Here is a 24,808-nt window from a genome sequence, read left to right as displayed (position 1 = left end):
CTATTTGGAGTCACCGCCATGCGTCTCAAATATGCTGTCGCTGCTGTTGCGTTGCTGTCACTGCCCGTTGGTTCTGTAATGGCTGACGGTTTTTGGCGCGATGTTCTGTCGTCGGGTGCAACCACAGGGTCTACCTACCTGACGTTCAAGAAGGACCGCAAAGTGATCGCGGCCCAGGATGATGCAGGCAGCTTCGTAGCCAGCAACGGCTCGATCCGTGGCCCGTACCTTGAATCGGCCATGCAGCAAGTGCGCGCTGACAACCCGAACCTGAAAGTCAGTGACATGGATTTGGCCAATGCCATTCTGGCTAAAAACGCTTCAGCGGAATAAATCCTGCCTCTGAGTCGCTGCCCGCCGAGGCTTGAACGGCGGCAGCGGCTACGCAATGCGCTCACCTCATTCAGCCTAAATACAGAATTTTCATACGATTTGAGCCATGCTCTGGGTATGCTGCGCCCACTCATTTTCACATCGGATGTCTTGCCTCTATGAGCTCACTGCCTTTCTTGCCGTTTTCCAAACCCACTATTGATGAAGCCACCATTGCCGCCGTGGGCGACGTGCTGCGTTCGGGCTGGATCACCAGCGGGCCCAAGGTTCAAGCGTTCGAGGCCCAACTGAGCGAATACTTTGGTGGGCGCCCGGTGCGCACCTTCAACTCCGGCACCTGCACAATGGAAATCGCTCTGCGCATTGCCGGTATTGGCGCGGGTGATGAAGTCATCACCACGTCCATCTCTTGGGTCGCTACCGCCAACGTCATTATTGAAGTTGGTGCCACGCCAGTGTTTGCGGATATCGACCCGGTGACCCGCAACATCGATCTGGCGCAGGTCGAAGCGGCCATCACTGCGCGCACCAAGGCGATTATTCCGGTGTACCTGTCGGGCTTGCCGGTGGACATGGAAGCACTCTACGCACTGGCCAAAAAGCACAACCTGCGCGTCATCGAAGACGCGGCCCAGGCCTTGGGCTCAAGCTGGAACGGCCAGCGCATTGGCGCGCAGGGCGACTTTGTATCGTTCAGTTTTCAGGCCAACAAAAACATCACCTCTTCGGAGGGCGGCTGTTTGGTGCTGAACAACGAAGACGAAGCACGCCTGGCTGAAAAATATCGCCTGCAAGGCGTGACCCGTACCGGTTTTGACGGGCTGGATGTCGACGTACTGGGCGGCAAATTCAACATGACCGACATTGCTGCCGCCATTGGCTTGGGCCAGTTCGCCCATATCGAGAGCATCACCGCCCACCGTCGCGCATTGGCCAAGCACTATTTTGAATGCTTTGGCCCGGACTTCGAGGCCGAGTACGGCGCACAACTGCCGGTGGCTGATTTCAACAACACCAACTGGCACCTGTTTCAATTGGTATTGCCCGAGCGTAAAGACGGCGAACCTGCGCGTGCGACCTTTATGAAAGACATGCAGGCATTGGGCGTGGGCGTGGGTTATCACTACCCGCCGATTCACCTGCTGAGCTTGTACCGTGCGCGGGGCTTCAAGGAAGGGATGTTGCCGGTGGCGGAGCGTGTGGGCCGGCTGATCGTGTCGCTGCCCATGTTCACGGCCATGACCAAGGCGGATGTAGAGCGCTCGGTGGCGGCGGTTAAAGCCGTACTGAAACCCGAATAAACGGTAGGCGTTTGCTCGCGATCTTTTGATCTTTAAAAACAAAGATCGCGAGCAAGCCCGCTCCTGCAGGGTGGTGAAGTGCGAGCCCACCACCCCATTTCGACAGGGCGGTTTATTCGCCGATGGCGGCTTTGTAGCCTGCAGCGTCCAGCAGTTTTTCCAGCTCAGCCGTGTTGGCGGGCTTGAGCTTGAAGATCCAGTTGTCATACGGCGCTTCGTTCAGGCCTTCCGGGCTGTCTGCCAATGCTTCGTTAACCGCGATCACCTCACCTGATACCGGCGCGTAGATGTCCGAAGCGGCTTTTACCGACTCCACAACCCCCGCTACATCGCCTGCGGCAAATACTTTGCCCACTTCAGCCAGTTCAACAAACACCACGTCTCCCAAAGCTTCCTGGGCATGGTCGCTGATACCGACAGTAATCGTGCCATCCGTTTCCAGGCGGGACCATTCGTGACTTTCAGCAAAGCGCAACTCGGCAGGGATCAGGCTCATATTGGGTGTCCTCAAGAAGAAATGTCAGCGGCCCGCACCCTGTGCAAACTCGCCCGTAAACGTTAGATCAAAGCTTTACCAAGACGAACAAAAGTCGGTTTAACCACGCGAACCGGGTACCACTTGCCCCGAATTTCTACCTCGGCACGGTCAGCGGTTGCAATCGGCACTCGTGCCAGGGCAATGGATTTGCTCAACGTAGGAGAGAAGCTACCACTGGTGATCTCCCCTTCGCCAACATCCGCGATACGAACCACCTGATGAGCACGCAGCACTCCGCGCTCTTCCAGCACCAAACCCACGAGTTTGAACTGCACACCCTTGGCTTTTTCAGCTTCCAGGGCGTGGCGGCCAATGAACTGTCGCGACTCAGGTTGCCAGGCAATCGTCCAGGCCATGTTGGCACACAGCGGTGAAACCCCCAGGTGGATGTCTTGCCCGTAAAGGTTCATGCCGGCTTCAAGGCGCAAGGTGTCGCGCGCCCCCAGGCCAATGGGGGAAATACCCGCACCGACCAGTTCGTTGAAAAAGGCGGGCGCTTGATCGGCCGGGAGCAGGATTTCCAGGCCATCCTCGCCCGTATACCCCGTGCGCGCGATAAACCAGTCGCCGTTACTCTGCGCCTCAAAAGGCTTGAGCTGGTGGATGAGCTGGCTGCGAGCCTGCGTCACCAGCTCGGCCACCTTATGGCGCGCCTGAGGGCCTTGAACCGCCAACAGGGCCAACTCAGGGCGTTCAATCAGTATCACGTCGTAGCCCTGACGCTGGGCGTTCATCCAGGCCAGGTCTTGGTCGCGGGTGGCGGCGTTAACGATCAAACGATACCCCTCGGGCATCAGGTACACGATCATATCGTCCACCACACCGCCCTGCTCATTGAGCATGGCGCTGTAAAGCGCTCGGCCGGGGGTGTTCAGGCGATCAACATCATTGGCCAGCAACTGCTGCAACCACTCCTTGGCCTGGTGCCCCTCAATGTCGATCACAGTCATGTGCGAGACATCAAATACCCCGCAATCGCGACGCACCTCGTGGTGCTCTTCGACTTGCGAGCCGTAATGCAAGGGCATATCCCAACCGCCAAAATCGACCATCTTCGCGCCGAGGGCGAGATGCAGGTCATACAAAGGCGTGCGCTGTCCCATGGGTTTCTCCTTCCGGGCTTGGCGAAGGTGCGGACAGGCTTGTTGTGCACACACGGTCTGTTAAAAAGACCGCGCCGTGTTTAACAGAGAACCTGGCCTGACAGACAGACCGCACCGAATGCCGCGCATTGTAGCCGTATGACGGAAGGCTGGCACCTAACCGTTGCGATGGGCCGAGCGACGAATCAGCCCGATCACTGGCAACAGGCCTACCAGCACGAGCGTCAAGGCTGGCAGCGAGGCACGGGCCCATTCGCCTTCGCTGGTCATTTCAAAGATACGCACCGCCAGTGTGTCCCACCCGAACGGACGCATCAGCAAGGTGGCCGGCATTTCCTTGAGCACGTCCACAAACACCAACAAGGCCGCGCTCAACGTGCCTGGCAGTAATAACGGCAGATACACTTTGAAAAACAGTCGTGGCCCACTCACGCCCAAACTGCGCGCGGCCTCGGGCAAGGAAGGACGAATACGCGCCAAGCTGTTTTCCAGCGGCCCATAGGCCACCGCGATAAAGCGCACCAGATACGCCAGCAACAGCGCCGACAAGCTGCCCAGCAACAGCGGTTTGCCCGCCCCGCCCAGCCAACCGGAAACGGGAATCACCAGCTCACGATCCAGGTAGCTGAACGCCAGCATGATGGACACGGCCAGCACCGAACCCGGCAAGGCATACCCCAGGTTCGCCAGGCTGACCCCCGCACGAATGGCCCGGGTGGGTGCCTGACGCCGTGCAAACGCCAGCACCAGCGCCACGCAGACGGTAATCAGCGCCGCCATGCCCCCCAGGTACAACGTGTGCACGATCAGGCCGGTGTAACGCTCATCCAGATCGAAACGCCCGCGCTGCCAAAACCACACCACCAATTGCAGCATCGGGATGACAAACGCACAGGCGAACACCAATAAACACCAGCCACTGGCCAGCCAGGCTTTGGGGCCGCTCAAGGTATACAACGCCTTGACCCGGGGGCGTTCGTTACTGGCGCGACTGGCACCGCGCGCGCGGCGTTCGCCGTAGAGCACCACCATCACCACCAGCAACAGCAAGCTGGCCAGTTGCGCAGCCGTTGAGAGGCTGAAGAAGCCATACCAGGTTTTGTAAATGGCGGTGGTGAAGGTGTCGAAGTTGAACACCGACACCGCACCGAAGTCGGCCAGGGTCTCCATCAACGCCAAGGCGACCCCGGCACCAATGGCCGGGCGGGCCATCGGCAAGGCCACGCGCCAGAATGCCTGCCACGGGCTTTGCCCCAGCACGCGTGCCGCCTCCATCAGCCCCTTGCCCTGGGCCAGAAACGCGGTACGTGCCAGCAGGTAAACATAGGGGTAGAACACCAGGATCAACACGATGATCACGCCCCCCGTGGAGCGCACCCGTGGCAATCGCAAGCCCATGCCAAACCACTCGCGCAGCAGGGTTTGCACAGGCCCGGCAAAATCCAGCAGGCCGACAAAGACAAACGCCAGCACGTAAGCAGGAATCGCAAACGGCAACATCAACGCCCAATCGAGCCAACGCCTGCCGGGAAATTCACACAGGCTGGTCAGCCACGCCAGGCTCACGCCGAGCAGCGTCACGCCAATCCCTACGCCAACAATCAACGTCAGGGTGTTGCCCAACAGACGCGGCATTTGTGTGTCCCACAGATGGCTCCAGATCTGGACATCCAGGGTTTGCCAGGACAACAACAAAACACTCAGCGGCAGTAGCACCAAAGCAGCAATGCCAAAAACCAGCGGGTACCAACGACGTTGGGCGGGATGGGCCACGAAGAACTCTCGGAAAGCGGTTGCAGTGATACTCAAACCCAGTAGCCGCTGGCGCAAACTGCGATGGGCCGCATAGCGGCCCCACTCGTTCAAGAGCGAAGGCCTGGCGGGCCTTATCGCAGCCTGCGACAGCGGCTACAAAATCTATGCGTCGTATTGCTTAATCAATTCCAGCCTGCGCGGTCCATCATGCGGATCGCTTCAGCCTGGCGCTTGCCTGCCACTTCAACCGGCAACGCATCGGCTTTGAAGCTGCCCCAGCTGGCGACTTCAGCGGACGGCGCAACGCTTGGGTTGGCCGGGAACTCCTGGTTAGTGCCCGCAAAAATCGCCTGCGCTTCAGGGGTGGTCATCCACTCTACCAGCGCCTTGGCGGCTTCAGGGTGCGGCGCATATTTGGTCAGGCCGATGCCCGACAAGTTAACGTGCACGCCACGGTCCGCCTGATTGGGCCAGAACAGTTTTACCGCCAGCTTCGGGTTCTGCTTGTGCAGACGGCCGTAGTAGTAGGTGTTGACGATGCCGACGTCGCACTGCCCGGCGTTGATCGCTTCAAGCACCGCAATGTCATCGGAGAATACGTCGGTGGACAGGTTGTTCACCCAGCCCTTGAGCACTTTCTCGGTGTTCTCGGGGCCATTGACTTCAATCATGGTGGCGGTCAGCGACTGGTTGTAGACCTTTTTCGCCGTGCGCAGGCACAGCCGGCCTTCCCAGTTTTTGTCTGCCAGGGCTTCGTAGGTGGACAGTTCTTCAGGTTTTACCCGATCGGTGGAGTACGCGATGGTACGGGCGCGCAGGCTCAAGCCTGTCCACTCGTGGGACGAAGAGCGATATTGCGGCGGGATATTTTTGTCGATCACATCGGACTTGAGCGGCTGCAGAATGCCCATTTGCTCGGCCTGCCACAGGTTGCCTGCATCAACGGTCAGCAGCAGGTCAGCCGTGGCATTTTGCCCTTCGGCCTTGATGCGCTGCATGAGCGGTGCTTCTTTGTCTGTGATGAACTTGACCTTGACGCCGGTCTTGGCGGTGTAGGCATCAAAGACCGGCTTTATCAGCTCGTCGATACGCGAGGAGTAAACCACCACCTCATCGGCGGCAGACACACTGCTCGCGAACACGGTAAGGGCCAGGGCAGTCAGTAGACGCTTGGGTGCCAACATGGGAGCGGTCTCTCTCAATGCGAAACGGGTGTAAATGGTAGTGAATCACATTTGCCAGCTCAACCTAACTCGCCCCCGAGGCGTAACCAGATGTTGCAAAGCAACCGTAGAAGCGAGCTTGCTCGCGATCTTTTGATCTTAAAAACAAGCTCGCTCCTGCCGCCGTCAGGGTCTGGCCAAGGGTGGCAGGTCGCCGCTCAAGCCCAGCGCCTGGCGCACAAACAGGGCTTTGGCTTCAGGCATTTGATTGACCCATTTCAGCCCGGTATTACGCACCAGGCGCGCCGTCAGTGAGTTGGCCTGAAACAGGCGCTCGAAACCTTCCATCGCGGCCATGAGTGCCAGGTTATGCGGCATGCGCCGCCGTTCGAAGCGGCTCAATACGCGCACATCCGCCAGCGCCTCACCCCGGTCAAGCGCGTGCATCAGCACATCCGCCAGCACCGCGGCATCCAGAAAGCCCAGGTTTACGCCTTGCCCGGCCAGCGGGTGAATGGTGTGCGCCGCATCACCAATCAGCGCCAGCCCTTGCGCCACATAACGCTTGGCATGACGTTGGCGCAGTGGCACGCAAACGCGCGGGTCAACGCTCACCACATCGCCCAGTCGCCCTTCAAAGGCAAACGTCAGCTCACGGCAAAACCCTGCGTCGTCCAACGCCATCAGGTGCTCAGCCTGCTCCGGTGTGGTCGACCACACGATCGAGCACCAGTCCTGTTGGCCGTCACGCGCCAGCGGCAGGAAAGCCAGCGGGCCGTCATCGGTAAAGCGCTGCCAGGCGGTGTGCTGGTGGGGTTCGGCGCAGCGCACACTGGTGACAATGGCATGGTGCAAATAGTCCCACTCGCGGGTTTCGGTACCGGTGAGCCGGCGCACAGCGGAGTTTGCCCCATCGGCGGCAATTACCAGCGGAGCCCGCAGGGTGCGGCCGTCGGCCAATGTGAGTAGCCAGTCGTCGCCCGAACGGCGCATCTGTTCCATTCGGGCATTGGCCAGCATTTCAATACCTGTGCCCTGTAAACGCTCAATCAAGGCATCCTGCACCACACGGTTTTCGACAATGTGGCCCAGAACGTCGGCATGCACGCTGGCCGCAGAAAAGTGGATGTGCCCCGTGCCGCTCCCCTCCCATACCTGCATGTGCGAGTACGGGCCAAGACGACGGGCAACGATGCCGTCCCAAGCACCGAGGCGGCCGAGGATACGCTGGCTGGCCGCCGACAAGGCACTGACACGGGGTTCAAACGGTGCTTGCGGGTCGAACGCTTTCACGCTCAACGAACCGCCGTCGAGCAGCAAGATCTTTAGCCCGCTGTCCTTGAGCGCCAGCGCCAAGGCGCTTCCGACCATTCCGGCCCCAACAATCAGCAGATCTGCGCGCATTTCCATGCTTTAAGCCTGTCTCGTGAGCGGCGTACGCCGCATCTGAAAAAAAGGATCGACATAGGGCGCTCGCGCCCCGGTCATCAAGGGTCAGCGCGCGTTCCCAGGCCCATCGCCTGGCGGGCAAACCAGCGTTTGGCCGGGGGCAGTAAATCGAGGCCCAGCAAACCGAGGTTGCGACCGAATGAAATCAGCGTCTGGTCACTGCCAAACAAGCGCGTGACTTGATCCGAGAAACCGATGGTTAGCGTCTGATCAAGCGCCTGACGGTGTTGATAACTCAACAGCGTGGCCAGGTCACCGGGCGTTTTATCACTCGCCAGCAGTGTCTCGGCCAGGGCTTGAGCATCGCGCAACGACAGGTTAAAACCTTGGCCGGCAATCGGGTGCAAGCTGTGGGCCGCGTTGCCCAGCACCACCAAATGCGGGCGTACCTGCTCCTGCGCTTCAATCAGCGTGAGGGGGTACAAATGCCGCGCCCCGACATGTTTAAGCGTACCCAGGCGGTAGCCGAACACGCCCTGCAACTCACTGAGAAAAAGGCGCTCATCCAACTCGGCCAAGCGCTGTGCATCCATCCCCAACCGCGTCCACACCAAGGCACAACGGTTGTCGGGCAACGGCAGCAAGGCCATCGGGCCTTCCTCGGTAAAGCGCTCGAATGCCCTGCCTTCATGGGGCTGGCTGGGTGTGATATTGGCGATCAACGCGCTTTGGTCATAAGGCCGCTTGCTTACGTGAATACCCAACTGCTCGCGCAGCCCGGAACGGCCGCCATCCGCCAGCACGGCCAGATCACAATCGAGCGTGGTGTCATCATTGAGGCTCAGGCGGTAGCCATTTTCCAGCGGCTGCAGTTGAGTGACCTCCACCGGGCAACGCCACTGGATGACGTCCGGGTCGAGCCCTTTCCACAGGCAATGCCCCAGCCAGGCGTTTTCGACCACATAGCCCAGTGCCGGAACGCCTTCGTCACGGGCAGACAAGCGCGCCGTCGAGAAGCGCCCGCGGTCGGACACGTGAATGTCCTTGATGGGCTCGGCCCGTTCGCTGAGGCTCGCCCACACGCCCAGGCGCTCATAGATAAGCCGCGCACCGTAGCTCAGCGCTGAAGAGCGGGCGTCATAACTCGGCTGAAAACTGTTCCCGGGGGCGAACGGCTCGATCAGTACGATCTTCCAGCCACGCGCCTTGGCCCCGGCCTGCAATGCCAGCGCCAGGCTTGCACCCACCAGGCCGCCACCGATAATCGCCAGGTTGACTCGGCTCATGCCGCACTCACTGTGGCCGCCGCCATCAAGGCTTCGATCTCAGCGACCGTTTTGGGCACGTCGCTGGTCAGAATGTCACAACCCTGTTTAGTGACCACCACGTCGTCCTCAATCCGTACGCCAATGCCTCGCCATTTTTTCGCGACATCCAGATTCGTCGGGCTGATGTAGATACCGGGCTCCACGGTCAGGGTCATCCCGACTTCCAGCACCCGCCATTCTCCGCCGACCTTGTATTCGCCCACATCATGCACATCGAGCCCCAGCCAGTGGCCGGCGCGGTGCATGTAAAAGGCCTTGTAGGCTTCGCTGGCAATCAACGCATCGACATCGCCCTGCAGCAGCCCCAGGTCCACCAGCCCCGCCGTGATGACACGAACCGTTGCTTCGTGCGCCTGGTTCCAGTGTTTATTGGGCGCAATTTCGGCGAAAGCCGCGTGTTGCGCGGCCAGCACCAGTTCGTAGATGGCTTTTTGCTCGGTAGAAAACCGACCGTTCACCGGAAACGTGCGGCTGATGTCGCTGGCGTAGCAATCGATCTCACAGCCAGCATCAATCAGCACCAGATCACCCGCTTTGAGCAGGGCGTCGTTCTCCTGATAGTGAAGGATGCAACTGTTGTCGCCAGAGGCAACGATTGAGCCATACGCCGGCATTTTTGCCCCGCTCTTGCGAAACTCGTAATCCAGTTCGGCCTCAAGGCTGTATTCATGCAAACCGGCGCGGCTGGCTTGCATCGCCCGCACATGCGCACGCGCAGAAATATGCGCCGCATGGCGCATGACCTTGATCTCTGCCGCTGATTTATACAGGCGCATGTCATGCAGCAGATGATCCAGCGCAACAAACTCGTTAGGCGGCTGGGCCCCGAGGCTGGCCTTGGCGCGAATGCTGTTGATCCACTCCATCAAGTGGCGATCGAATTCGGGGTTGCTGCCCATCGCCGAATACACCCGGCTACGGCCTTCAATCAACCCAGGCAGAATGTCGTCAATATCGGTGATCGGAAAGGCATCGTCAGCGTTGTAGTCACGAATGGCACCTTCCTGGCCGGCGCGCAAACCGTCCCACAACTCTCGCTCGGCATTGCGCTCACGGCAAAACAGCACGTATTCGCCGTGAACACGGCCTGGGATCAGTACGATCACGGCCTGCGGTTCGGGAAAGCCGCTCAGGTACTGAAAGTTACTGTCCTGGCGGTACACATGTTCCACATCACGATTACGAATGGCCACGGCCGCAGCGGGCAGAATCGCAATGCTGTTGGGCTCCATCTGCGCCATGAGCGCCTTGCGGCGACGGGTGTATTCCGACTTCGGGATATGGATCATGGGCAGACAGGTTCCCTCTTGACGATCAATCAGTGCAGCGAAGGCTTGGCGGCCGACTCATCGGTTTTTTTGGTTTCGGTGAACAGCAACAGCGGCGCAACGCGCAGGTATTCCATCACTTCCATATAGTCGTTTTCGCCGTCATCGGACTCTTCCAGCGCATCCTGCACCTGAGCAATGGCAGCCAGGTCCTGCAGCACTTCGGAGGCCTCGGTGCTCAGGGCGTATTCACGGCGGGTCAGCCCGAAGCCGGTCAAAAACCCTTGGCACCATTCGCCCAAGGCAGCGGCGCGCTCGGTCAGCGGCGCGTCGTCCGTCGGCAACAGCAGCACGACCGTCATGTCGTCACTGGTCAGCTCGCCTTTGACCATTTCTTGCAAACCGATCAGGGCATTGCGGACGTTGTCCTGGATCTCGCCTTCGAGCAGTTCGGCGGCGGCTTCCAGCCAACTGGCGTGGTCAAAGCCAGCGCCGGCGCAACTGCGGCCCAGCAACAGGCCATGCAGTTCGGCAGGCGACACGTTATACCCGCTGTTGGTCAGCAGGGTGGCAAAGGCTTGGTACGGAGAGTTCTGGATAGGCATGGTCAGCTATGCGCCAAGCGGCGCTATGTCTAGAATGAAGGCCTTGTATCCTAGCATCGGCAGACGAGCCAGACCATCAAGGCGTCAATGCCTGGCAGTCACTCTCCATCAGAAAAGACACAGTAGGACACATATGGAAGACACCGACCTGCATGCACTGATGGCTAGACTTGAACTGTTGATTAGCCGAGTCGAGCAACTTAAGCGTCAAAACGGACTCTTACTTGCTCAGGAAAAGACTTGGCGCGAGGAACGCGCGCACCTCATTGAAAAAAACGAAATCGCCCGACACAAGGTGGAATCGATGATTTCGCGCCTCAAAGCCCTGGAGCAAGACTCATGAGTTCAAGCAATAGCGTCACCGTCCACATCCTCGATAAAGAATACTCGATCATGTGTCCCCAGGAAGAGCGCAGCAACCTGGTGAATGCCGCCCGTTATCTGGATGGCAAGATGCGTGAGATCCGCAGCAGCGGAAAAGTCATTGGTGCTGACCGTATCGCCGTGATGGCCGCACTCAACATCACCCACGACCTGCTGCACAAACAGAACGACCCGCAGAAAACTGTCGATGTTCAGCCCAGCACCGCCACCCGTGAACAGGTGCGCGACCTGCTCGATCGCGTCGACCTGGTACTGGCCACTGATCCGAACGAACGCCAAAGCTGATTCAAAACGTTTCTTTGGGGTATACTCGCGTCACTCCCTGGAGTATTCGCCAGTTAGCGATGTCCCTGAGCCGATTCGCACTACCCTGGAGCTTGCACGTTGGACCGGTGTGCATGTCCGCTCGACGGAAAGCCTTAAGGTCTACTGCAACTTCCACCTTGAACTTTCGGGTTCAAGGGCCAAGCCGACAGCGGTACGTCGGGGAGCCTGATTTCTTGGTCAATGCCAGCCACTGGCTGGCATTGATTTTCTGCGAGACCGCGTTGCGGCGCACTCGAGCCTGAACAGCACGCCATCATGACCGAACCTGCGACGCCCACACGCCCGCAACTTCGCCGACTGCTGCGCAAGGCTCGCCGCGAGCTGACGCCCTGTCAGCAACGCCAGGCCGCCCGTGGCCTTTACCGGCAACTGGCGCAACACCCGCTGTTCCGCCGCGCCAAACACATCTCGCTGTACCTGCCCACTGACGGTGAAATAGACCCTCGCCTGCTGCTGCGCGAAGCCCAGCGGCGCGGCAAAATCACGTACTTGCCCGTACTCAATGCCTGGCCAAGAACCAAAATGGTCTTTCAGCGCATCAGCCCCGGCGAGCAATTAATCCCCAATCGCTTCCGAATTCTCGAACCACGCATCAACCCCGCACGCCAACGCAAAGTCTGGGCACTGGACCTGGTGCTGTTGCCGCTGGTGGGGTTTGATGACACGGGTGGGCGCTTGGGCATGGGCGGCGGTTTTTATGACCGCAGCCTGGCGTACCAAGCGCGTCGCCAAAGCTGGCGCAAGCCGACGCTGCTGGGGCTGGCCCACGAGTGTCAAAAAGTCGGAAGTCTGGCTCAGGCCAGTTGGGATGTGCCGTTACAGGGCACGGTCTCGGACAAACAATGGTATGTCGCCCAATGACCTTGGCGGCATCACGGTAAACGCGATGCCGATGGCGTAACACTCAACGTTTGAAAGGTTGTACTTGCTGTTGCGCCAATTCAATCGGCGCATCGGTCGAATGAGACCAGAGGCTTTGCGCATAACCGGTTGTCACCACGCCTAAACCGAACAAAATAACCAGCACCCACAGTAAATCCGGTTTGCGTTTCATCGATTGCCCCCCTTCAGGCAAACCAACGCGATGACAGCAACGGTTTTTGGTATAGGCCGTGCAGCAGCGTCAAGCTTAAAATCCCGGCATTCTGAGGCAACACGAACAGACACGCAAACGCCGTCTTCAACCGACTGTCGGTTTACCAGCGGTTGCCCGGCAAAATAATCTGACCGCACCACAGGAGCCGTAAAAATGGCCTATTGGCTGATGAAATCCGAGCCTGACGAATTCTCCATCAAAGACCTGCAAACCCTCGGAGAAGCCCGTTGGGACGGCGTTCGCAACTATCAGGCGCGTAATTTCATACGGGCGATGGCCGAGGGCGATACGTTTTTCTTTTACCACTCCAGCTGCCCCGAGCCGGGCATTGCCGGCGTTGGTCGCATTGTTCGGGCTGCGTACCCGGACCCAACCGCCCTCGACCCTGAAAGCCCTTATTTCGACCCCAAGGCCAGCCCCGAAAAAAACCCGTGGAGCGCACTGCATGTCGCCCACGTGCAAACCTTCCCCAACGTCATCAAGCTCGACTACCTGAAACAGCAAAGTGCACTGGCGCAAATGCCACTGGTGCAAAAAGGCAGTCGCTTATCGGTGATGCCTGTAACAGCCGAAGAGTGGGCTGCTATCGCAGAGCTTCAAGCTACACGGGGTGAGCGGTCAGCTTAAACTTGCCGCTTGACGCTGAAATCTTGCAGCTTGAATCTGTATTAGCGGCTACGCTCTGATCTTCCTTTGATTGGCATCAAGTGCCTCGCGCCTTGAAACCATCAAACTAGAGCGCTCTGTGACATAGGATGTCGGCATGTCTTCGAATCACCGCATTTCCCATTATTTCGTTATTCCTTTGGTCATTTTGTTAGTGGCGGCCGGCGGCTTTGGTTACTGGAAATCCCAGCACGACCGCCTCCCCGAAGGCATCAGCATGGGTAACGGTCGTCTCGAATCCACCGAAGTCCAGATCGCCGCCAAAATTCCGGGCCGCCTGGCCGAAGTGCTGGTCGACGAAGGTGACCGCGTGACCAAGGGCCAGTTGCTGGCCCGCATGGACACCCGCACTCTGGAAGCCACCCGCGCCCAGGCTGAAGCCGAAGTGCAAAGAGCCCGCGAAGCGCTGGCGGCCAATGAAGCCAACGTGCAGTTGCGCCAAAGCGAAAAGTTGCTGGCCAGCCAGGAACTCAAGCGGTTTAGCCAATTGGCCCAGCGCGGCTTCGCCAGCGGCCAGCAACTCGACCAACAACAAGCGCGGTTCAATACCAGCAGCGCCGCCGTGACCGCGGCACAGGCGCAAGTCGCCGCGTCCAGAGCGGCCATTGTGTCGAGCCAGGCGCAGGTGGCGCAGCTCACCAGCGAGATCGAGGACAGCAGCCTGCGTGCGCCCATCAACGGCATTATTCAATTACGCCTGGCCGAACCCGGCGAGGTCCTGGGCGCGGGTGGCCGCGTGTTTATGATGATCGACCCCAGCGATCAGTACATGAACCTCTACTTGCCCGCCTCGGTGGTCGGCAAACTCACCGTGGGTGCAGACGCCCGTATCGTGCTCGATGCCCTGCCCGACCAAGCACTGCCCGCCAAAATCGCCTTCGTGGCGGCCAAGTCGCAGTTCACGCCCAAAGAAGTTGAAACCCGTGACGAGCGGCAAAAACTGGTGTTCCGCATCAAACTGCGCCTGACAGACCCCGCCGCTGTGCCGCAGGCCAAGCCGGGGATGCCTGGCGCAGGCTATGTGCGAACCGCTGACGTGGACTGGCCGGCGAACCTGCAATGACTGACCTGGCGCTCGACGCCCGTGGCATCAGTCACAGGTACGGCAAACAACAAGCGCTTCTCGACATCACCTTCAGCCTGCCCAAAGGCACGCGATGTGGGTTGATCGGGCCGGACGGCGCAGGCAAATCGAGCCTGCTCGGGTTGATCGCCGGGGTCAAAAAACTCCAGCAGGGCACCCTTGAGGTGCTCGGCGGCCCGATTGATAACCGCCGCCACCGCAACACCCTGTACCCGCTGATCGCCTTTATGCCGCAAGGCCTGGGCGGCAACCTGTACCCGGAGTTGTCGATCACCGAGAACATTCGCTTTTTCGGCACGCTGTTTGGTCTGTCGAAGGACGACTGCGAACAGCGCATGGCCGAACTGCTCAAAGCCACCGACCTGGAGCGCTTTGCCGAACGCCCGGCGGGCAAACTGTCGGGCGGCATGAAGCAAAAACTCGGGCTGTGCTGTGCGCTGATTCACGAACCCGACTTGCTGATTCTCGACGAGCCCACCACCGGTGTTGACCCACTGTCCCGACGCCGCTTCTGGGAGCTGGTGGAAGACGTGCGCAGTCAACGTCCCCAACTGACGCTGCTGGTGGCCACCGCCTACATGGAAGAGGCCGAGCAGTTCGAGCATTGCCTGATGCTGGACCGTGGCACCCTGATTGCTGCGGGCTTGAGCCAGGCGCTGGCGGCCGTTACACCCAGCGGCAAACTGGACGAAGCCTTCACTCACCATCAAGGGGACAGCGGCCACAGCAATGAACCCCTGGTGATCCCGCCGCGCACCCACGACAACAGCGACATCGCCATCGAAGCCCACGACTTGACGCTCAAGTTCGGCGACTTTACAGCCGTCAACAAGGTGAGTTTCGCCATTGGCCGAGGCGAAATCTTCGGCTTTTTGGGTTCCAACGGCTGCGGCAAAACCACCACCATGAAAGTGCTGACCGGGCTGATGCCAGCCACGGAAGGCAGCGCCAAGCTGCTGGGCAACCCGGTTAACGCCAAGGACCTGGCCACCCGCAAGCGCGTGGGCTTTATGTCGCAGAGCTTCTCGCTGTATGGCGAGTTGAGCGTGCGGCAAAACCTGGTGCTGCATGCCCAGCTGTTCGATTTGCCCAAGGCAGATAGCCAAGTGCGCATTGAAGAGCTGATTGAGCGCTTTGACCTGGGCGACATTGCCGATCAACAGTCCGGTGAATTACCGCTGGGCCTGCGCCAACGATTGTCACTGGCCGTCGCGGTACTCCATCGCCCCGAAGTGCTGATCCTGGATGAGCCCACATCGGGCGTTGACCCGGCGGCACGGGATGACTTTTGGCGTTTGCTGATCGAGCTGTCGCGTGAGCAAGGGGTGACGATCTTTTTGTCCACCCACTTTATGAACGAAGCCCAGCGCTGCGACCGCATTTCGTTGATGCACGCGGGCAAGGTGCTGGCATGCGATACGCCGGATGCGCTGCAACAGCAGTTCCACGGCGAAACCCTGGAGGCCGCCTTTGTGACCTGCCTTGAGCAGGCACAAGGCGATCAGGGTTCCACCCCGGACGCGCCGGTAGACCCCCCCGTCAGCCCACCCGTCAACACGCCACCGCCTGTGAGCAAAAGCGGCTTCAGCCTGTTGCGCCTGCTGGCAGTGGCCAGCCGCGAATCCAAGGAACTGCTGCGCGACAAAGTGCGTATGGCCTTCGCCCTGCTGGGGGCGGTGTTCATGATGGTGATTTTCGGCTACGGCATTTCATTGGACGTCGAGAACCTCGCCTTTGCCGTATACGACCAGGATCAAAGCCCCCAGAGCCGCGCTTACCTTGAGGCGTTTCGCAGTTCACGGTATTTCGACGAGCACGCGCCCATCCAGAGCGCCGACGAATTGCACAAGCGCTTACAACGTTCCGAAATCAAAATTGCCCTGCAAATCCCGCCGGGGTTCGGCCGTGACCTGTACGCCGGCCGCCAGCCCACGGTGGCGGCGTGGCTGGATGGCGGCATGCCCTTTCGCGCCGAGACCAGCCGCAGCTATGTCGAAGCAGTGCATCAGGCCAACCTTGAGCAACTGGCCGCCCAAAGCAGCCAGGCGCAAAACCGGCTGGCAGCGGCCAAGCTCGAAACCCGTTTCCGCTACAACCAGGACGTGATCAGTGTGAACGCCATCGGCCCCGGCGTGATGGCGCTGATTCTGGCGTTCATTCCGGCAATGCTCACGGCGCTGGGCATCGTGCGCGAAAAAGAGCTGGGCTCGATCACCAACTTCTACGCCACCCCGCTTACCCGACTGGAGTTTCTGCTGGGCAAGCAGGCCCCGTATCTGGCCGTGAGCCTGATCAACCTGGCGCTGCTGGTCGCGATGAACCGCTGGCTGTTTGGCGTACCGTTCAAGGGCAGCGGCCTGACACTGGCGCTGGGCGGGCTGCTGTACGTGCTGGCGACCACCAGCATGGGCCTGCTGATTTCAGCGTTCACCCGCACCCAGATCGCAGCCATTCTGGGCACGATGATCATCACAAGCCTGCCGACCATCCAGTTCTCCGGCCTGATCGTACCGCGCTCGTCGCTGGACGGCTCGGCGGCGCTGATGGGCATGCTGTTTCCGGCCGGGTACTTCCTCGACATTGCCGTCGGCACTTTCACTAAAGCGCTGGACTTGCGCCAGTTGTGGCCGCAATGCCTGGCGCTGCTGGGGTTCTTTGTCGCGTTTACCGGGCTCAGCTTGGTCATGCTCAAGAAGCAGGAGGTTTGATGCATACGTTCTCGCACATCCTGCGCCTTGGCCTGAAAGAACTGACCAGCCTGCGTCACGACAGCGTACTGCTGCTGTTCTTGCTGTACGCCTTTACCGTGGCGATTTACATGCCCGCCGCCGGTTCGATCATCGGCGTGCACAACGCCAGCGTCGCCATTGTCGATGAAGACCACAGCCCGCTTTCACGCAAGCTGACTGAGTCGCTGCTACCGCCCGAGTTCAAAGCCCCGCAGGCCTTGGCGTATGACCAACTGGACCAGTCGATGGACGGTGGTCAGTACACGTTCGTGATTAACGTACCGGCCAATTTCCAGGCCGACTTGCTGGCCGGACGCAGCCCCAGCGTACAAGTCAACGTCGATGCCACCGCCATGAGCCAGGCCTTTATGGGCGCGGGCTATATCGGCCGGATCTTCCAACGCGAACTGCTTAACTACAGCGGCCAAGGCAGTGCAGCCGCCGCAACACCCGCCTTGATCAGCAGCCGCGCACTGTTCAATGCCAACCTGGAAGGTGGCTGGTTTTTGGCGGTGATTCAGATCGTCAACAACATCACCATTCTGGCCATCGTACTCACCGGCACCGCGTTGCTGCGCGAACGCGAGCACGGCACCCTTGACCACTTGCTGGTGCTGCCGCTGACGGCGCTGGAAATCATGCTGGCAAAAATCTGGAGCAACATGCTGGTGGTGGTGCTGTGCACCTGGGTGTCGCTGGAGGTCGTGGTCAAATGGGCGCTGGGCGTGCCGTTGGCCGGGTCGCTGACACTGTTTTTGATGGTCACCGCGCTGTACCTGTTTGCCAGTACCGCACTGGGTATCTTTTTGGCGACCCTCGCCCGTTCAACACCGCAGTTTGGCTTGCTGGCCATACCGGTGATCATCCCCATGCTGTTGCTGTCGGGCGGCAGCACGCCGCTGGACAGCATGCCGGTGTGGTTGCAATGGGTGATGCAGTGTTCGCCGTCGACACACTTTGTGAGCCTGAGCGCGGCGATCCTGTTTCGCGATGCCGGGGTTGATGTGGTGTGGCCAGACTTGCTGGCATTGGCCGGGATCGGGCTGGTGTTCTTTGCGATTGCGCTGGCGAGGTTCCGCAAAAGCCTGGCGTCTTAGCTCAGCCTGTACAAACCCGGCAGGCGTCGAGCAACGCTCGTGCCTGCAGGGTGGCGGGCTTACTGAACGATCAGGTTATTGAACAGCAGGTCCTCAACCACCGGCTTGCCCGTCTCGTCAGTCATGACTTGCTGGACCTGCTTCAACGCTTCCTGGCGCAGCTTCTCTTTCGCCTCGACGCTGCTCATGCCGTCGCTGGGCTGCTGGGCAAACAACATGACCAACTGATTGCGAATCAACGGCTCATTGTCCTTGAGTGCCTTGGCCGCTTCCGGCCCTGTCACACGCAACGAAATATCCGCTTTATACACCTTGAGCTTCTGGCTGCCGTCCAGGCCGTAGTTGCCGACAAATGGCGGGCTTAGGGTGAGGTAGGCGACCTTGGCCGCGCCGTCAGCCGACTCCTCGGCAACCGCTGCCATGGGCAAGCACGCAGCCAACATCCACACGATCCACGCTTTCACAATTCGCTCCTTTGTCCGGGGTGAGGCCAAGCATACAGGGCGTCCGACAACGGCCCAAGGGCAACGGTGGTTGCGCGCAGGTTCTTGCGCCCGGCACAACAGGCACTGCTGACGTTATCGGCCGGGCACAAAGGCCCGCAGATTCTCGTCAGTTGCCCGTGCCGGGCTTCGCTTCCATGACGCCCACCTTCACATTCCCGGCCTTCAGCAATCCCTGAACATTGCCCGGCAACATGTGCACAAACGAATGGCTGGCCTTACCCAGGCATTGCTTGGTGACGCTCTTGCTCACCAGCGAAAGCGCGTACAAGCCGCTGGAAAGCTGATCGCTGGAGTATTTGCCTTGCACATAACCGTCAATCAGACGGCTGCGCGTGGCGCGAAACAGCTTGAGTTCAGCCAGCGGCATATTGATGTTGCGCCGCACATAGCTTTCGATTTCGCGGTTCAGGTGCAGGCATTTGGCAATGCTCAGTTCTGGCGGCGTATGCCCCCGCCCCGGCACATGCGAGGTGGCATTAAACACCAGCGCCGTCGTGACTTCGGTGTCTACCGGGGGGTTCTGGCTCAACGTCCGGGGGACAAACCGCCACAGCGGGATAACCTTGAGCACCGCCCCGGCAAAGTCAGGATGAGTGCTGTAGAGGATGTGCGGCGAAAGCACTTCACCCGCCGCATTGACCATGAACCGCACCCGCACCTCCCCACTTAACCCGGCCCGCAGCAGCTCTGCCGGGTATTGCGGGTCAAGCTGGTATTCAATCACGGGGGCAGGAGGGTGCGCCCACACACTCAACGCCACAAATAGCAAAACGACCACAATCGCATACTTCATCACCACCCCCCGGGGTTGCACCAAGCTGCGTCCAGGTGGGCGCAGAGGGGATGAATGGTATTAATGTGTCACAAGGTTTATCAGTTCACGACCTCCGAGACGGTCGTGAGAGAGCTCCGATCAGATCGACAGCCATGGCCTAAGGCGCGTCTGGCACGCAACGCCTGAGCCGCTCTTCCAGGTTGCGATCGGGCATGGCATGGCTGCGCAGGGCGCTGACCGTCTGCTCTACGTAATCGCGCGTTGTGCCGTAACGCCCGCAGGCATTGGCCAGCACCTGACTGAGTACGCCGTCTGGCAAATTGCCCGCATAGCTGGGCAAATGCCGCTCCAGCACAAAGCCCAAGGCCTGTACCTGGCTGCCATCTTCGAGGCGACAACTGAGCCAGTGCGGCCGATAAGAGGGCACTGGCATTTCGCGCAGCCATAAGGCATGGAGCGCAGCGTCCAGGTTTTCTTCTGGCAAGCGATAGGCAAACCCGCTGCAGGAACCGCCCCGGTCCAGGCCGAACACCAGCCCCGGAAACTGCGGGGTACCGCGATGTTCGTGCGACCACAAGTACAACCCGCGATGGTAGCCATGTACCCGACCCCGCACGCGTTCGACCGCCGAGCACTCCGGTCGCCAGATCAACGAGCCATAGGCAAACAACCAGATCGGTCCCCCTTGGTGGCGAGCCATGGTGGCATGCAACGATTGCTGGAGTTGTTCAGGGGTCAGAGGTGCCCCAAGATCAAGTTGCGGGGGGTACGTCGAGCTAAGGCAGGCCGATTCAATAACAGTCATGACGGAAGGTAGAAGTCCTACAAGCATTACATGATGTACACACAGTAGCCTTTAAAGCTTATAGCACTCAAACACAAATCGCCCGCGTGGCTCGACGTATGGCCAAGCCTCGCCATAACCCGACCTAGAGCCATCGGTCATCAGAGAGCCGGTTCAGACTACTTTCAGGCAAACCTCTGTACACTGCCGCCCCTCAGGCGTATGCCCAAACAGCCAAGAGGGGCACCCCCATGAGAAAAATCGGACGCTATTGTCTGGGAATATTGGCGGTTACCGGCACCGTAATGGCCCAAGAAGTCACGCCCTCGTCAGAAAAAAGCTTCTGGTTTGTGCAAACCAGTGTGTACACCCGGCATTTTTCGCCCGACCCGGAACACAACAATCATCAGGACTTGATCGGCCTTGAATACAACGATGCCTCAAAATGGCTCGTCGGCGGGGCGACGTTCAGAAACTCTTTCCGTCAGCGTTCGTATTACGCCTACGCCGGCAAACGCTTTGACAGCGACACGTACCCGGTTTATCTGAAGTTGACCGGCGGTTTGATTGAGGGCTATCACGGCAAGTATCAGGACAAGATCCCGCTCAACCGTTTCGGCGTTGCGCCGGTGATTATCCCCTCCGTGGGCGTGCATTACGGGCCGGTAGCCGCCGAGCTGGTGTTGCTCGGCTTCAATGCCGCCATGGTTAACGCCGGCGTGCGCTTTTAAGACACCTCAGGCACGCGGCGCGTAGGCAAATACGTCAGCACGCATTTGATGCGCGTCCATGCCCGCGCTGACCAACGCATCCAGCGTTCCGTAGATCATGGCCGGAGAACCGCTGGCGTACACATGCACCGCGCTCAAGTCGCTAATGTCTTCGCACACCGCTTCGTGCAGCAACCCGCAGCGGCCTTCCCAGCCACACAGATCACTCACGACCTTGTGCAGGAACAGGTTGGGAACCTGTTGCCAGGCCTCCCATTCGTCCAGGGTGTAGAAGTCTTCAGGGCGACGTACTCCCCAATACAAGTGCACGGGGTGCTTGAACCCTTGCGCGCGGCAATGTTCGATCAAGCTGTGCATCTGTGCCATACCGGTACCTGCGGCGATCAGCACCAGCGGGCCATCCGGCAATTCGGACAAGTGTGTGTCACCGAACGGCAGTTCAAGGCGAACCATTTGATCGCGCTGCAGTTGCGCGATCAGGTGCCGGGCACTGTCTTCGCGCACCAGCACATGCAGTTCAAGATCACGGCCGGCGTGCGGTGCGCTGGCCAGCGAAAAAGCCGATTTCTCGCCATTCTCACGCTCCAGCATCACGTATTGCCCGGCGTGGTAACGCGGCGGCTTGCCCGCCGGTGCACGCAAGCGCACACGCCAGACATCACCGCCGACCTCCACGCATTCGATCAACTGGCACGCCAGTTTTCGCACCGGCAACTCTCCCAAGGCAAGCACCCCGTCCCACAGCACCACGCAGTCTTCGAGTGGCGCAGCCAGGCAGGTGTAGACCTCGCCCTTGTCGCGTATCTCATCGGCCTGTTGCACCCGGCCTTCCACCAGCAACGCCGCGCACACATGGCAATTGCCATTGCGGCAGCTTTGCGGGCATTCATAACCCAGACGCTGCGCCGCATCCAGAATTCGCTCGCCAGGCAAGGTGTTCAGCACGGCACCTGAAGGCTGCAAGGTTACACGCATCAATCTATTCCTAATTGATTCCAGATCTCATCGATCCGGCGGGTAACGGCCTCGTCCTTGACGATAACCCGGCCCCATTCACGGGTGGTTTCACCCGGCCATTTGTTGGTCGCATCCAGCCCCATCTTCGACCCCAAGCCTGAGACCGGCGAAGCAAAATCAAGGTAGTCGATCGGCGTGTTATCAATCATCACCGTGTCGCGCTTGGGGTCCATGCGTGTGGTGATGGCCCAGATCACATCGTTCCAGTCGCGCGCATTGATGTCGTCGTCGGTCACGATAACGAATTTGGTGTACATAAACTGGCGCAAAAACGACCACACACCCAGCATTACGCGCTTGGCGTGGCCCGGGTACTGCTTCTTCATGGTCACAATGGCCATGCGGTACGAGCAACCTTCGGGCGGCAGGTAGAAGTCGGTGATTTCCGGGAACTGCTTTTGCAGAATCGGCACGAACACTTCGTTCAGCGCCACGCCCAAAATCGCCGGCTCATCCGGTGGACGGCCCGTGTAGGTGCTGTGGTAGATCGGTTTAACCCGATGGGTGATGCGCTCAACGGTGAACACCGGGAAGCTGTCGACTTCGTTGTAGTAACCGGTGTGATCGCCATAAGGGCCTTCAGGGGCCATCTCGCCAGGGTGAATGACACCTTCGAGGATGATTTCGGCAGTGGCCGGTACTTGCAGGTCATTGCCTCGGCACTTCACCAGCTCGGTACGGTTGCCGCGCAACAAGCCGGCGAACGCATATTCGGACAAGCTGTCGGGCACCGGGGTCACGGCACCGAGAATGGTTGCCGGGTCGGCACCCAGCGCTACCGACACCGGGAACGGCTGGCCGGGGTGTTTTTCGCACCATTCACGGTAATCCAGCGCGCCGCCACGGTGGCTCAGCCAACGCATGATGACCTTGTTGCGACCTATCACTTGCTGACGATAAATACCCAGGTTCTGCCGGTCCTTGTTCGGCCCTTTGGTCACAGTCAAGCCCCAGGTAATCAGCGGGGCCACGTCACCCGGCCAGCAATGCTGAACCGGCAACAAGCCCAGGTCGACATCGTCGCCCTCAATCACCACTTCCTGGCACGCCGCGTCTTTGACGACTTTCGGGGCCATGGAAATGATCTTGCGGAAGATCGGCAGTTTCGACCACGCGTCTTTCAGGCCTTTGGGCGGCTCGGGCTCTTTGAGAAACGCCAGCAACTTGCCAATTTCACGCAGCTCGCTGACCGCTTCGGCCCCCATGCCCAGCGCCACGCGCTCGGGCGTACCAAACAGGTTGCCAAGCACAGGAATGTCGTAACCCACCGGGTTTTCGAACACCAACGCCGGGCCTTTCGCGCGCAGAGTGCGGTCGCAGATCTCGGTCATTTCCAGCTTGGGGGACACCGGAACCTGGATGCGCTTGAGTTCACCGCGCTGTTCCAGGCCGCTGATAAAGTCGCGTAAGTCGCGATATTGCATGCTTAAGCCTCATGTTGGCCGTGGCGTCGGGAGCCAGAGTTTAGCGCCCAAGCGGCCTGTTCAGAAGAGAGCGCTGCGCGCATCAAAAAAGGTCAGACAGCAAAAAGCCGGGTTTCCCCGGCTCTTGCTGGCTTGCGGCGTATTACTTGCGCTTCATCGACAAGAAGAACTCGTCGTTGGTCTTGGTCTGTTTCAGCTTGTCGATCAAAAACTCGATAGCCGCGACTTCGTCCATCGGGTGCAGCAGCTTGCGCAGGATCCACATACGCTGCAACTCGTCGTCAGCCGTCAGCAACTCTTCACGGCGCGTGCCGGAACGGTTGATGTTGATGGCCGGGAAGACGCGTTTTTCAGCGATTTTGCGGTCCAGAGGCAGTTCCATGTTACCGGTGCCCTTGAACTCTTCGTAGATCACTTCATCCATCTTCGAGCCGGTTTCAACCAGCGCGGTGGCGATGATGGTCAGCGAGCCGCCTTCTTCGATGTTTCGTGCCGCACCGAAGAAACGCTTGGGCTTCTCAAGGGCGTGCGCATCGACACCACCGGTCAGTACCTTGCCGGAGCTAGGGATGACGGTGTTGTAGGCACGGGCCAGACGGGTGATAGAGTCGAGCAGGATCACCACGTCCTTTTTGTGTTCGACCAGGCGCTTGGCCTTCTCGATCACCATTTCGGCAACCTGCACGTGGCGGGTTGGCGGCTCGTCGAAGGTGGAAGCAACCACTTCGCCGCGAACGGTACGCTGCATTTCGGTCACTTCTTCCGGGCGCTCGTCGATCAACAGAACGATCAAGTGCACTTCCGGGTTGTTGCGCGAAATGTTCGACGCGATGTTCTGCAGCATGATGGTCTTGCCCGCTTTTGGCGGAGCAACGATCAGGCCACGCTGACCTTTACCAATCGGGGCACAGAGGTCGATCACACGGCCGGTCAAGTCTTCGGTGGAACCGTTACCGATTTCCATCTTCATGCGTACGGTCGGGAACAGCGGCGTCAGGTTCTCGAAGAGAATCTTGTTTTTCGCGTTCTCTGGACGATCGTAGTTGATCGTGTCGACTTTCAGCAGTGCGAAGTACCGCTCGCCTTCTTTTGGCGGACGGATTTTGCCGACGATGGTGTCGCCAGTGCGCAAGTTGAAGCGACGAATCTGGCTAGGCGAGACGTAAATATCGTCCGGGCCGGCCAGGTACGAAGCGTCAGCGGAACGGAGGAAGCCGAAGCCGTCCTGGAGAATCTCCAGCACGCCATCACCGGAGATTTCCTCGCCGCTTTTCGCGTGCTTTTTGAGCAGGGAGAAAATCACGTCCTGCTTGCGCGAACGGGCCATATTTTCTATGCCCATCTGTTCGGCCAATTCGAGCAGTTCGGTAATCGGCTTTTGCTTGAGTTCAGTCAGGTTCATATA

At 59.6% G+C, this 24,808-nt stretch carries 25 protein-coding genes and 1 other RNA gene; 11 read left to right on the top strand and 15 right to left on the bottom strand.

Features of this window, described 5'->3' with window-relative positions:
- Positions 1-18: 18 nt before the first annotated feature.
- Positions 19-333: a DUF2388 domain-containing protein gene (locus Q1W15_RS18695; RefSeq protein WP_300730875.1), complete on the top strand. Its 315-nt coding sequence runs from the start codon at positions 19-21 to the stop codon at positions 331-333.
- 158 nt (positions 334-491) lie between these two features.
- The gene (locus Q1W15_RS18690) at positions 492-1,634 is read left to right on the top strand and encodes a DegT/DnrJ/EryC1/StrS aminotransferase family protein (RefSeq protein WP_300730874.1); all 1,143 of its coding nucleotides are present in this window, start codon (positions 492-494) and stop codon (positions 1,632-1,634) included.
- Between the two features lie 112 nt (positions 1,635-1,746).
- Here the strand turns inward: Q1W15_RS18690 and gcvH are convergent, their stop codons facing one another.
- From gcvH to Q1W15_RS18650, 8 genes are all read right to left on the bottom strand, one after another.
- Positions 1,747-2,130, bottom strand: a complete 384-nt coding sequence (gene gcvH, locus Q1W15_RS18685; RefSeq protein WP_300730873.1) for a glycine cleavage system protein GcvH — start codon at positions 2,128-2,130, stop codon at positions 1,747-1,749.
- Between the two features lie 62 nt (positions 2,131-2,192).
- Entirely contained in the window at positions 2,193-3,275 is a 1,083-nt protein-coding gene (gene gcvT, locus Q1W15_RS18680; protein WP_300730872.1) for a glycine cleavage system aminomethyltransferase GcvT, read from the bottom strand.
- A gap of 156 nt (positions 3,276-3,431) precedes the next feature.
- Positions 3,432-5,048: an iron ABC transporter permease gene (locus Q1W15_RS18675; protein WP_300730996.1), complete on the bottom strand. Its 1,617-nt coding sequence runs from the start codon at positions 5,046-5,048 to the stop codon at positions 3,432-3,434.
- 164 nt (positions 5,049-5,212) lie between these two features.
- The gene (locus Q1W15_RS18670; RefSeq protein WP_300730871.1) at positions 5,213-6,214 is read right to left on the bottom strand and encodes an extracellular solute-binding protein; all 1,002 of its coding nucleotides are present in this window, start codon (positions 6,212-6,214) and stop codon (positions 5,213-5,215) included.
- 165 nt (positions 6,215-6,379) lie between these two features.
- Positions 6,380-7,597 carry a 2-octaprenyl-3-methyl-6-methoxy-1,4-benzoquinol hydroxylase gene (locus tag Q1W15_RS18665; RefSeq protein ID WP_300730994.1) on the bottom strand — a complete coding sequence of 406 codons (1,218 nt, stop codon included), beginning with the start codon at positions 7,595-7,597 and terminating at the stop codon, positions 6,380-6,382.
- Positions 7,598-7,680: 83 nt separating this feature from the next.
- Positions 7,681-8,868: a 2-octaprenyl-6-methoxyphenyl hydroxylase gene (ubiH, locus tag Q1W15_RS18660; protein ID WP_300730870.1), complete on the bottom strand. Its 1,188-nt coding sequence runs from the start codon at positions 8,866-8,868 to the stop codon at positions 7,681-7,683.
- Positions 8,865-10,199 (bottom strand): Xaa-Pro aminopeptidase, encoded by a 1,335-nt coding sequence (pepP, locus tag Q1W15_RS18655; protein ID WP_300730869.1) that lies wholly within the window; start codon positions 10,197-10,199, stop codon positions 8,865-8,867. The genes ubiH and pepP overlap by 4 nt, the downstream gene beginning before the upstream one ends.
- A gap of 29 nt (positions 10,200-10,228) precedes the next feature.
- Positions 10,229-10,783, bottom strand: a complete 555-nt coding sequence (locus tag Q1W15_RS18650) for a YecA family protein (RefSeq protein WP_300730868.1) — start codon at positions 10,781-10,783, stop codon at positions 10,229-10,231.
- A 133-nt stretch (positions 10,784-10,916) separates the two neighbouring features.
- Between Q1W15_RS18650 and Q1W15_RS18645 the strand changes: the two genes are divergently transcribed.
- The 4 genes from Q1W15_RS18645 (at position 10,917) to Q1W15_RS18630 (ending at position 12,355) form a co-directional block, all read left to right on the top strand.
- On the top strand, positions 10,917-11,126 hold the full coding sequence (locus Q1W15_RS18645) for a TIGR02449 family protein (protein ID WP_300730867.1): 210 nt from the start codon (positions 10,917-10,919) through the stop codon (positions 11,124-11,126).
- Positions 11,123-11,452, top strand: coding sequence for a cell division protein ZapA (locus Q1W15_RS18640; protein ID WP_300730866.1), 330 nt, complete (start codon positions 11,123-11,125; stop codon positions 11,450-11,452). Before Q1W15_RS18645 ends, Q1W15_RS18640 begins: the two co-directional genes overlap by 4 nt.
- Before the next feature lie 31 nt (positions 11,453-11,483).
- A non-coding RNA gene (gene ssrS / locus Q1W15_RS18635) (6S RNA) lies at positions 11,484-11,661 on the top strand.
- A gap of 88 nt (positions 11,662-11,749) precedes the next feature.
- Positions 11,750-12,355, top strand: coding sequence for a 5-formyltetrahydrofolate cyclo-ligase (locus Q1W15_RS18630; RefSeq protein WP_300730865.1), 606 nt, complete (start codon positions 11,750-11,752; stop codon positions 12,353-12,355).
- Between the two features lie 43 nt (positions 12,356-12,398).
- On the opposite strand, the gene Q1W15_RS18625 is transcribed toward Q1W15_RS18630, so the two are convergent.
- Entirely contained in the window at positions 12,399-12,548 is a 150-nt protein-coding gene (locus tag Q1W15_RS18625; RefSeq protein WP_300730864.1) for a hypothetical protein, read from the bottom strand.
- Positions 12,549-12,743: 195 nt separating this feature from the next.
- Here Q1W15_RS18625 and Q1W15_RS18620 point away from each other — a divergent pair, with 195 nt between their 5' ends.
- The 4 genes from Q1W15_RS18620 to Q1W15_RS18605 all read left to right on the top strand — a co-directional run bounded on the left by Q1W15_RS18620 (position 12,744) and on the right by Q1W15_RS18605 (position 18,166).
- Positions 12,744-13,217, top strand: a complete 474-nt coding sequence (locus Q1W15_RS18620; protein ID WP_300730863.1) for an EVE domain-containing protein — start codon at positions 12,744-12,746, stop codon at positions 13,215-13,217.
- Between the two features lie 136 nt (positions 13,218-13,353).
- Positions 13,354-14,319: an HlyD family efflux transporter periplasmic adaptor subunit gene (locus Q1W15_RS18615; protein WP_300730862.1), complete on the top strand. Its 966-nt coding sequence runs from the start codon at positions 13,354-13,356 to the stop codon at positions 14,317-14,319.
- The gene (rbbA, locus tag Q1W15_RS18610) at positions 14,316-17,048 is read left to right on the top strand and encodes a ribosome-associated ATPase/putative transporter RbbA (RefSeq protein ID WP_300730861.1); all 2,733 of its coding nucleotides are present in this window, start codon (positions 14,316-14,318) and stop codon (positions 17,046-17,048) included. The genes Q1W15_RS18615 and rbbA overlap by 4 nt, the downstream gene beginning before the upstream one ends.
- Complete coding sequence (locus Q1W15_RS18605; protein WP_300730860.1) at positions 17,048-18,166, top strand: ABC transporter permease; 1,119 nt, start codon at positions 17,048-17,050, stop codon at positions 18,164-18,166. The genes rbbA and Q1W15_RS18605 overlap by 1 nt, the downstream gene beginning before the upstream one ends.
- Positions 18,167-18,225: 59 nt before the next feature.
- Here Q1W15_RS18605 and Q1W15_RS18600 read toward each other — a convergent pair whose 3' ends face one another.
- The 3 genes from Q1W15_RS18600 to Q1W15_RS18590 form a co-directional block, all read right to left on the bottom strand.
- Positions 18,226-18,630, bottom strand: a complete 405-nt coding sequence (locus tag Q1W15_RS18600; RefSeq protein ID WP_300730859.1) for a flagellar basal body-associated protein FliL — start codon at positions 18,628-18,630, stop codon at positions 18,226-18,228.
- A 148-nt stretch (positions 18,631-18,778) separates the two neighbouring features.
- Positions 18,779-19,465 carry an energy transducer TonB gene (locus tag Q1W15_RS18595; protein WP_300730858.1) on the bottom strand — a complete coding sequence of 229 codons (687 nt, stop codon included), beginning with the start codon at positions 19,463-19,465 and terminating at the stop codon, positions 18,779-18,781.
- A 139-nt stretch (positions 19,466-19,604) separates the two neighbouring features.
- Positions 19,605-20,252: a gamma-glutamylcyclotransferase gene (locus Q1W15_RS18590; protein WP_300730857.1), complete on the bottom strand. Its 648-nt coding sequence runs from the start codon at positions 20,250-20,252 to the stop codon at positions 19,605-19,607.
- Between the two features lie 230 nt (positions 20,253-20,482).
- Here Q1W15_RS18590 and Q1W15_RS18585 point away from each other — a divergent pair, with 230 nt between their 5' ends.
- The gene (locus tag Q1W15_RS18585) at positions 20,483-20,962 is read left to right on the top strand and encodes a sn-glycerol-3-phosphate transporter (protein WP_300730856.1); all 480 of its coding nucleotides are present in this window, start codon (positions 20,483-20,485) and stop codon (positions 20,960-20,962) included.
- 6 nt (positions 20,963-20,968) lie between these two features.
- Here the strand turns inward: Q1W15_RS18585 and Q1W15_RS18580 are convergent, their stop codons facing one another.
- The 3 genes from Q1W15_RS18580 to rho all read right to left on the bottom strand — a co-directional run bounded on the left by Q1W15_RS18580 (position 20,969) and on the right by rho (position 24,805).
- Positions 20,969-21,937: a CDP-6-deoxy-delta-3,4-glucoseen reductase gene (locus Q1W15_RS18580; protein ID WP_300730855.1), complete on the bottom strand. Its 969-nt coding sequence runs from the start codon at positions 21,935-21,937 to the stop codon at positions 20,969-20,971.
- Positions 21,937-23,403: a 4-hydroxy-3-polyprenylbenzoate decarboxylase gene (gene ubiD / locus Q1W15_RS18575; protein ID WP_300730854.1), complete on the bottom strand. Its 1,467-nt coding sequence runs from the start codon at positions 23,401-23,403 to the stop codon at positions 21,937-21,939. The genes Q1W15_RS18580 and ubiD overlap by 1 nt, the downstream gene beginning before the upstream one ends.
- A 142-nt stretch (positions 23,404-23,545) precedes the next feature.
- Positions 23,546-24,805, bottom strand: coding sequence for a transcription termination factor Rho (rho, locus tag Q1W15_RS18570; protein ID WP_003438291.1), 1,260 nt, complete (start codon positions 24,803-24,805; stop codon positions 23,546-23,548).
- Positions 24,806-24,808 lie beyond the last annotated feature (3 nt).

The sequence above is a fragment of the Pseudomonas sp. genome (assembly GCF_030150285.1).
In the GTDB taxonomy this organism is placed as follows: domain Bacteria; phylum Pseudomonadota; class Gammaproteobacteria; order Pseudomonadales; family Pseudomonadaceae; genus Aquipseudomonas.
Note: the sequence above shows the minus strand (reverse complement) of the source record. Positions and strands in the feature narration are given on the sequence as shown.

Bases quoted from the DNA above. Each gene is read 5' to 3' on its own strand.
- Q1W15_RS18695 (WP_300730875.1), top strand. From the start codon at position 19: ATGCGTCTCAAATATGCTGTCGCTGCTGTTGCGTTGCTGTCACTGCCC.
- Q1W15_RS18690 (WP_300730874.1), top strand. From the start codon at position 492: ATGAGCTCACTGCCTTTCTTGCCGTTTTCCAAACCCACTATTGATGAA.
- gcvH (WP_300730873.1), bottom strand. From the start codon at position 2,130: ATGAGCCTGATCCCTGCCGAGTTGCGCTTTGCTGAAAGTCACGAATGG.
- gcvT (WP_300730872.1), bottom strand. From the start codon at position 3,275: ATGGGACAGCGCACGCCTTTGTATGACCTGCATCTCGCCCTCGGCGCG.
- Q1W15_RS18670 (WP_300730871.1), bottom strand. From the start codon at position 6,214: ATGTTGGCACCCAAGCGTCTACTGACTGCCCTGGCCCTTACCGTGTTC.
- Q1W15_RS18665 (WP_300730994.1), bottom strand. From the start codon at position 7,597: ATGCGCGCAGATCTGCTGATTGTTGGGGCCGGAATGGTCGGAAGCGCC.
- ubiH (WP_300730870.1), bottom strand. From the start codon at position 8,868: ATGAGCCGAGTCAACCTGGCGATTATCGGTGGCGGCCTGGTGGGTGCA.
- pepP (WP_300730869.1), bottom strand. From the start codon at position 10,199: ATGATCCATATCCCGAAGTCGGAATACACCCGTCGCCGCAAGGCGCTC.
- Q1W15_RS18650 (WP_300730868.1), bottom strand. From the start codon at position 10,783: ATGCCTATCCAGAACTCTCCGTACCAAGCCTTTGCCACCCTGCTGACC.
- Q1W15_RS18645 (WP_300730867.1), top strand. From the start codon at position 10,917: ATGGAAGACACCGACCTGCATGCACTGATGGCTAGACTTGAACTGTTG.
- Q1W15_RS18640 (WP_300730866.1), top strand. From the start codon at position 11,123: ATGAGTTCAAGCAATAGCGTCACCGTCCACATCCTCGATAAAGAATAC.
- Q1W15_RS18630 (WP_300730865.1), top strand. From the start codon at position 11,750: ATGACCGAACCTGCGACGCCCACACGCCCGCAACTTCGCCGACTGCTG.
- Q1W15_RS18625 (WP_300730864.1), bottom strand. From the start codon at position 12,548: ATGAAACGCAAACCGGATTTACTGTGGGTGCTGGTTATTTTGTTCGGT.
- Q1W15_RS18620 (WP_300730863.1), top strand. From the start codon at position 12,744: ATGGCCTATTGGCTGATGAAATCCGAGCCTGACGAATTCTCCATCAAA.
- Q1W15_RS18615 (WP_300730862.1), top strand. From the start codon at position 13,354: ATGTCTTCGAATCACCGCATTTCCCATTATTTCGTTATTCCTTTGGTC.
- rbbA (WP_300730861.1), top strand. From the start codon at position 14,316: ATGACTGACCTGGCGCTCGACGCCCGTGGCATCAGTCACAGGTACGGC.
- Q1W15_RS18605 (WP_300730860.1), top strand. From the start codon at position 17,048: ATGCATACGTTCTCGCACATCCTGCGCCTTGGCCTGAAAGAACTGACC.
- Q1W15_RS18595 (WP_300730858.1), bottom strand. From the start codon at position 19,465: ATGAAGTATGCGATTGTGGTCGTTTTGCTATTTGTGGCGTTGAGTGTG.
- Q1W15_RS18590 (WP_300730857.1), bottom strand. From the start codon at position 20,252: ATGACTGTTATTGAATCGGCCTGCCTTAGCTCGACGTACCCCCCGCAA.
- Q1W15_RS18585 (WP_300730856.1), top strand. From the start codon at position 20,483: ATGAGAAAAATCGGACGCTATTGTCTGGGAATATTGGCGGTTACCGGC.
- Q1W15_RS18580 (WP_300730855.1), bottom strand. From the start codon at position 21,937: ATGCGTGTAACCTTGCAGCCTTCAGGTGCCGTGCTGAACACCTTGCCT.
- ubiD (WP_300730854.1), bottom strand. From the start codon at position 23,403: ATGCAATATCGCGACTTACGCGACTTTATCAGCGGCCTGGAACAGCGC.
- rho (WP_003438291.1), bottom strand. From the start codon at position 24,805: ATGAACCTGACTGAACTCAAGCAAAAGCCGATTACCGAACTGCTCGAA.